Source organism: Lacticaseibacillus manihotivorans DSM 13343 = JCM 12514, from assembly GCF_001435035.1.
GTDB classification, from domain to species: Bacteria; Bacillota; Bacilli; order Lactobacillales; family Lactobacillaceae; genus Lacticaseibacillus; species Lacticaseibacillus manihotivorans.
In genome coordinates this window covers 41,837-48,501 of sequence record NZ_AZEU01000292.1, presented here as the reverse complement: position 1 = coordinate 48,501, position 6,665 = coordinate 41,837, and the positions used below count along the sequence as shown (strand labels likewise).

Sequence of the window (6,665 nt, the reverse complement as noted above, 5' to 3'; positions counted from 1 at the left end):
TATTTGAGTGCGCCTATGGTTAGGTATCTCTATCTCTAGTATTTTTCAAACTTCCCTCCTGTGAATCCCCTTTTTTACATTAGGACCTTAAACCCTTAAGGCCATAATGTATGCCAAAAGCATACATTATAAGAAATCATTAAACAAGTCATCAACCGGTTGTAAATCATAATTTTTTTATTTTATCAAAACAGGTCGTTACCACTGCCTTTTTCAATTAGCGCCAGAAACCCTCAGTCCATCAAAAAAGCGCCGCGCAAGCGCGACGCTTTCGATCAACCGTGGCAGGAAGATCATTTATGGGCGAACGGATTCGGAGGATTCAGTGCCTTCGTATTCATCCAACAAGATTTGCTTCATATCAGCGATCAAAGGTTCTACAGGGTTTGTGACCGTGCAGTTATCTTCGTATGCCAATTCAGCAATGCGATCTGCGTTTTCAACCACTGCTTCTTTGGTGATGCCTTGTTCCTTCAAGCTCATCTTGACGCCGACACGCCCTGCTAAGTCAATGTAAGCTTGAACAAAGGATTCAACCAATTCTGCCGTCGTGTTGCCTTTCAAACCAAGGTAGCGCGCGATTTGGGCATAGTCTTCGTCAGCTTTGAAGTAGTTGTACTTGGACCATACGGCACGCTTCGTTGGCGTCTTGGCGTTATAGCGAACGACGTGTGGGAAAGTGATCGCGATGCAACGGCCATGAGGCAGATGGTAAGTCTGACCCAGTTTGTGCGCGATACTGTGGTTGATCCCAAGCAACGCATTGGCAAACGCCATCCCAGCGATCGTGGACGCATCATGCATTTTGGCTTTGGCTTCAAGATCCCCTTTATAGGAAAGTTCCAAGTTGTCAAAAGCAAGCTTCAAAGCTTCAAGCGACAACCCACGGGTGTAGGAGCTAGCCATAGTGGAAACAAAACTTTCAGTGGCGTGGCAGATGACATCCAAACCAGTATCAGCCACAACCTTTGGTGGCACCGTTTCGATAAATTGGGAATCAACTAAGGCCACATCAGGGGTCAAGGCATAGTCAGCTAATGGGTACTTGATGCCAGTGTCAGAGTCGGTGATCACGGCAAATGGGGTCACTTCAGAACCGGTACCAGACGTGGTTGGGATACATACCAACTTGGACTTCGTTGGCTTAGGGAACTTGTAAGTCCGCTTGCGGATATCCAAGAACTTTTGCTTGGCGCCGAAGAAGTCGCCATCCCCATCGTAGAACAACCAAATCCCTTTGGCCGCATCCATGACGGAACCACCACCGATGGCAACGATTGCGTCTGGTTTGAAATCTTTAGCGATCGCAGTGCCTTTATAAACAGTGTTGCTGGATGGATCTGGTTCAACATCCAAGAAGGTTTGGATATCAACATTGTTGGTGCGACCCTTCAACACGTCTTCAACAATGCGGACATAACCGAGTTTTTCCATCCCGCGGTCACCCACGATCAAAACGCGATCCAAGCCATCCATCTTTTCCAAGTAACGGACAGAATTGCGTTCGAAGTAGATCTTCGGTGGCAATTTGACCCATTGCATGTTGTTGCGGCGTTTTGCCAAGGTCTTAATGTTCAACAAGTCGATCGTCCCCACGTTATGCGAAATCGAGTTACCACCGTAAGAGCCACAGCCTAAGGTCAAACTTGGGATCATGTTGTTGTACAAGTCCCCGATACCACCCATAGTTGATGGGGTGTTGACCAAAATGCGGCAAGCTTGCATGCGATCAGCGTATTCTAAGGCCAAGTCTTGGTCGGCAGTGTGGATCACAGCGGTATGACCTAAGCCACCGATGTCGAGCATCTTTTCAGCTTTAGCAAACCCATCAGCGTGATCCTTGGCTTTAAACATTGCCAACACTGGGCTGAGTTTTTCATGGGACAATGGATACTTGTCGCCTGGTTCTGGCAGTTCGGCGATGATCAATTGGCAATCCTTTGGAATGTCGATGCCGGCCCAGTTAGCGATTTGCCAAGCAGATTGACCCACGATGCGCGGTTGAACCGCCATCTTTTCAGTGTTGATGACCGTTTCGGTGAACTTCTTCATATCCTTTGGTTGGATGAAGTAAGCACCTTGATCTTCAAACTCTTTGCGAACCTTGTCGTAAATCGAAGCATCAACGACCATGCCTTGTTCAGACGCACAAACCATCCCATGGTCAAAGCTCTTGGACAACATGATGTCGTTAACCGCTTGTTTGATGTCCGCAGTTTCTTCAATATAAGCTGGCGCATTGCCGGCCCCAACGCCTAAAGCAGGCTTGCCTGAAGAATAGGCTGACTTCACCATGCCAGGACCGCCAGTTGCCAAGATCGTGGCGACACCAGGGTGATGCATCAAGGCTTGGCAAGCTTCAATACTTGGCACTGGAATGAATTGCAAAGCGCCAGCTGGCAAACCATATTTAACCGCTTCATCACGTAACACTTCCAAAGCGCGAGAAGATGATTGTTGGGCGCCTGGGTGGAATGAGAAGATGATCGGGTTACGCGTCTTAATGGCAATTTCAGCTTTAAACATTACCGTGGACGTTGGGTTCGTCACAGGAGTAACCCCAGCAATGACCCCAATTGGTTCGGCAATGGAAACCACATTTTTTTGTTTGTCTTCTGCGATCACGCCGACAGTTTTGTCGTCTTTGATCGAGTGCCAAATTTCTTCGGTGGCAAACATGTTCTTGATGGCTTTATCTTCATAAACGCCACGGCCAGTTTCTTCAACAGCCAATTTTGCCAATTCCATATGGTGATCCAAACCAGCAATCGCCATGCGGTGAACGATATGATCGACTTTTGCTTGATCAAAACCTTTCATCACTTCCAAGGCAGCTTGAGCGTTTTTAACCAAGTCATCGATCATCTTGTTGACGTCTAACTCGGACTTTTCTGGCGCGGTTTTATCTTTCAGCATTTGCGTACCCTCCACGGTTGAATGTTTTTCGTTAACCATTTCACAAGAACATCATATCAGGAGGTTGTGAATTTGTAAACAGGTTCAGTGAGCTTTTTCACGATTATTTTTAAAATGCCTTTGCGACGCGGATTAAGGCACTAATTATTTTTATCGCAATGTGATTAAGTGAGCGTGAGCCGCTTACATCTGTTTTGTGAGATGCTGTTTACTGTATCACAATGTTGATGCTATTGGGAATTTACCTTGAGCCTATCCCCTTTAGAATCATCACAGCACAGTTGAAGTGTGATCATCATCGTAAAAGCAACCGTTTACATTTTTCATGATGAAACCTGGGCATTTCCTTTTTCAAATGCGAACAATCCCGTGATATCAAGCTTTCTCGCTAGCTTTGTGAAAACAAAAAAATCGCACCACCCATAAATTTGGGCAGTGCGATTCGCGAAAAGCAGATTAGTCTTCTTTGGTGTCATCGTCGGAATCATCAGAAGATGGTTCGGAATATGGCTTGTCGTCTTCAGCTTTGGCTTCTTCAGCCTTTGGTGCGGCAGCCGGTGCTGATGGTTCTGCGACTGTGCGAATGGCGCTTAAGTTGAAAGTTAAGAACACGCCGTCTAAGTCTAAGTCAACGGTACCGTTGGCTTTGTCGATGGTATCGATCACACCGTGCAGCCCACCGATAGTCACGACTTTATCGCCTTTTTTCATGGCGCTTAACATTTCTTGACGTTTTTGTTGTTGTTTCTTTTGGGGACGCATCATGCCAAAGTACATGAATGCGAACATGATGACCACTAAAATGATCATAGAATAACTACTACTCAATTTGCGCACCTCGTTAAATTTTTATTCATTCCATACTGTAACAGATTTTCGCTTGTCTTGCCAATGCGACTTTAGGCTTAGAAAGACTTCGCATCTGGCTTGTTGTAACCATACTGTTCGAAAAAGGCTTCCCGGAAGTCTAACAATTGGTCATTGGCGATGGCTTCGCGGACTTGTTGCATCAAGTGTAACAAGAAATACAAGTTGTGATAGCTGGTCAAGCGAATCCCAAATGCTTCGTCGGTATGGATCAAATGACGAATATAAGCGCGCGTGTAATTGCGGCACGTGTAGCAATTACAGTTAGGATCCAGTGGCGTGAAGTCGCGAGCGTATTTGGCGTTTTTGATCACAACGCGACCGTTTGAGGTCATGGTCGTGCCATTGCGAGCGATCCGCGTTGGCAAGACGCAATCAAACATGTCGATCCCGCGCATCGCCCCATCGATCAAAGCATCAGGCGAGCCGACGCCCATCAAGTAACGCGGTTTGTGTTCAGGCAACAACAGCGTGGTGAATTCCAAAACGTGATTCATTTCTTCTTTGGATTCGCCTACTGACAGCCCACCGATGGAATAACCTGGGAAGTCTAAGCTGACCAAGTCACGAGCGGATTGTTGGCGCAGATCTTTAAAACCGGCGCCTTGCACGATGCCAAACAACGCTTGCCAGTCAGGATTTTTGTGCGCCTTTAAGCCGCGTTCAGCCCAACGACTGGTCCGCGCCACGGATTTGGCCACATAATCATAACTTTCAAAAAATGGCGGGCATTCGTCAAAGCTCATCATGATATCTGGGCCGAGCGCATTTTCAATGGCGATGGCTTTTTCTGGGGACAGGAACATTTTTGAACCATCCAAGTGGTTTTTAAAATGCACGCCTTCTTCTTGAATATCGCGCAATTCAGCCAAGGAGAACACTTGGAAACCACCAGAATCGGTTAAGATCCCTTTGTCCCAGTTCATGAACTTGTGCAATCCACCGGCTTGTTCGACAATGTCTTCGCCTGGGCGCAACCATAAATGATAGGTGTTGGCTAAGATCACGCCGGCGCCCATTTCATCAAGTTCTTCTGGGGCCATGGTTTTCACTGATGCCAAGGTGCCCACTGGCATGAACATTGGCGTTGGAAAGGTCCCGTGCGGGGTGACCAATTCGCCTAAGCGCGCGCCGGTATGCTTGTCGACGTGTTTGAGATGATACGTTACTGCTGGTTCCATAGAGCCTCCGTTGATTTGATGAGCGACATTGCGAATGGTGATTATCGGTAACTAACTTTAACTTCGTTCCAGTGATTTGAAATTGGAACTCCAGCTGGCTCGTCGTTGCGTGGTGAGGGTCCTCGGGAAAGCTAACTTGGTTCACTCGCTACGCTCCCGAACCAAGTGGATCTTTCCCTGCGGCTTTACCTAAGCGATAAATCGCTAAGGTAAATCTCACCACGCATCGACGACCAGCTTCCGTCCCAATTTCAAATCACTTCCACGGTGTGCACAAATGATCACCTGATCATCCAGTACACTAGCAATCAATATTTGACGGTCATTTATTAACCGGATCTTGTTTGATTGCGTCAACAAAATTTCCTAACGTTGCCAATTTAAGTGCGGAAGGGTAATCGACGGAGGCTGGACGGGCATCAGCCGTCGAACCGTTGTTAGGGGTTTACCCCTTACAACGGCGCGGGATAAAAGATCCACTCGCGGTCTTTGCGAGTTAGCTTTTATCCCGCGGACCGCGATCCATGCTCGCCCAGCCGCAGTCGCTTACCCTGGAGTGCTTCACTTGGCGAAACCATTAGGCGATTGCGTCAATCCATCTTACCACGAACCGCTGAAGACAACAAAAGGCCACGATGGGCCTTTTGCACAAAATTACTTGTGAATATACATCGCATCGCCGAAACTGAAGAAGCGATAACGTTCTTGAACCGCATGAGCATAAGCATTGAGGATGTTTTCACGACCGGTGAAGGAGGAAACTAACATGACCAAAGTCGACTTTGGTAAGTGGAAGTTGGTGATGAAGGCATCCACCACGCGCCATTGATAACCAGGCTTGATGAAGATATCCGTCCAGCCACTGGATGGCTTGATTTCACCGTTGAACTTAGTGCCGATAGTTTCAAGCGTGCGAATGGAAGTCGTGCCAGTGGCGATGATCTTACCCCCGTTTTTGCGAACTTCATTCAAAGTATCGGCAGCTTCTTGGGAGAAGCGATAGAATTCACTGTGCATTTTGTGATCTTCGATGTTGGAAACAGACACTGGGCGGAAAGTCCCGAGGCCCACATGCAACGTTAAGTAAACGAGCTTGGCGCCTTTGTCTTGCGCCTTTTGTAAAAGCTCTTCAGTCCAGTGCAAGCCAGCCGTTGGTGCGGCAGCAGAGCCGACTTCTTTGGCGTAAACCGTTTGGTACATTTCTGGATCGTCGAGCTTTTCTTTGATGTATGGTGGCAATGGGGTTTCGCCGAGCTTATCCAAGATCTCCATGAAAATGCCGTCGTAATGGAATTCGATGATCCGACCGCCATGTTCGAGTTCTTCAGTGACGGTGGCTTTCAATAAGCCATCACCAAATTCGATTTCAGTACCGACTGGGGCTTTGCGAGCAGGCTTCATCAAAGTTTCCCACTTGTCGCCTTCCGTGTTGTGCAACAACAAGACTTCCATGTGGGCGCCGGTTTGAGGCTTCACACCGTATAAACGCGCAGGCATCACGCGCGTATCGTTCATGACAATGGCGTCGCCTGGTTCGATGTAGTCGAGGATATCATAAAAATGACGATCTTCAGTGGCGCCAGTTTCGGCGTTTAATACCAACATGCGGCTGGCATCGCGTTCTTTTAATGGGGTTTGGGCAATCAGTTCATGAGGCAGATCATAGTCAAAATCTTCGGTAGTTAACACAATTGTTCCTCC

General features: G+C 47.5%; 4 protein-coding genes. All 4 read right to left on the bottom strand.

Annotated features, from left to right (window positions below):
- Positions 1–297 precede the first annotated feature (297 nt).
- A complete protein-coding gene (gene adhE, locus FD01_RS14225; protein ID WP_056964948.1) occupies positions 298–2,916 on the bottom strand; it encodes a bifunctional acetaldehyde-CoA/alcohol dehydrogenase in 2,619 nt (872 codons plus the stop codon).
- Positions 2,917–3,372: 456 nt separating this feature from the next.
- Positions 3,373–3,744: a preprotein translocase subunit YajC gene (gene yajC, locus FD01_RS14220; RefSeq protein WP_082611936.1), complete on the bottom strand. Its 372-nt coding sequence runs from the start codon at positions 3,742–3,744 to the stop codon at positions 3,373–3,375.
- Between the two features lie 77 nt (positions 3,745–3,821).
- Positions 3,822–4,964: a tRNA guanosine(34) transglycosylase Tgt gene (tgt, locus tag FD01_RS14215; protein ID WP_054714645.1), complete on the bottom strand. Its 1,143-nt coding sequence runs from the start codon at positions 4,962–4,964 to the stop codon at positions 3,822–3,824.
- 654 nt (positions 4,965–5,618) lie between these two features.
- The gene (gene queA, locus FD01_RS14210) at positions 5,619–6,656 is read right to left on the bottom strand and encodes a tRNA preQ1(34) S-adenosylmethionine ribosyltransferase-isomerase QueA (protein ID WP_054714642.1); all 1,038 of its coding nucleotides are present in this window, start codon (positions 6,654–6,656) and stop codon (positions 5,619–5,621) included.
- Between the last annotated feature and the right edge of the window lie 9 nt (positions 6,657–6,665).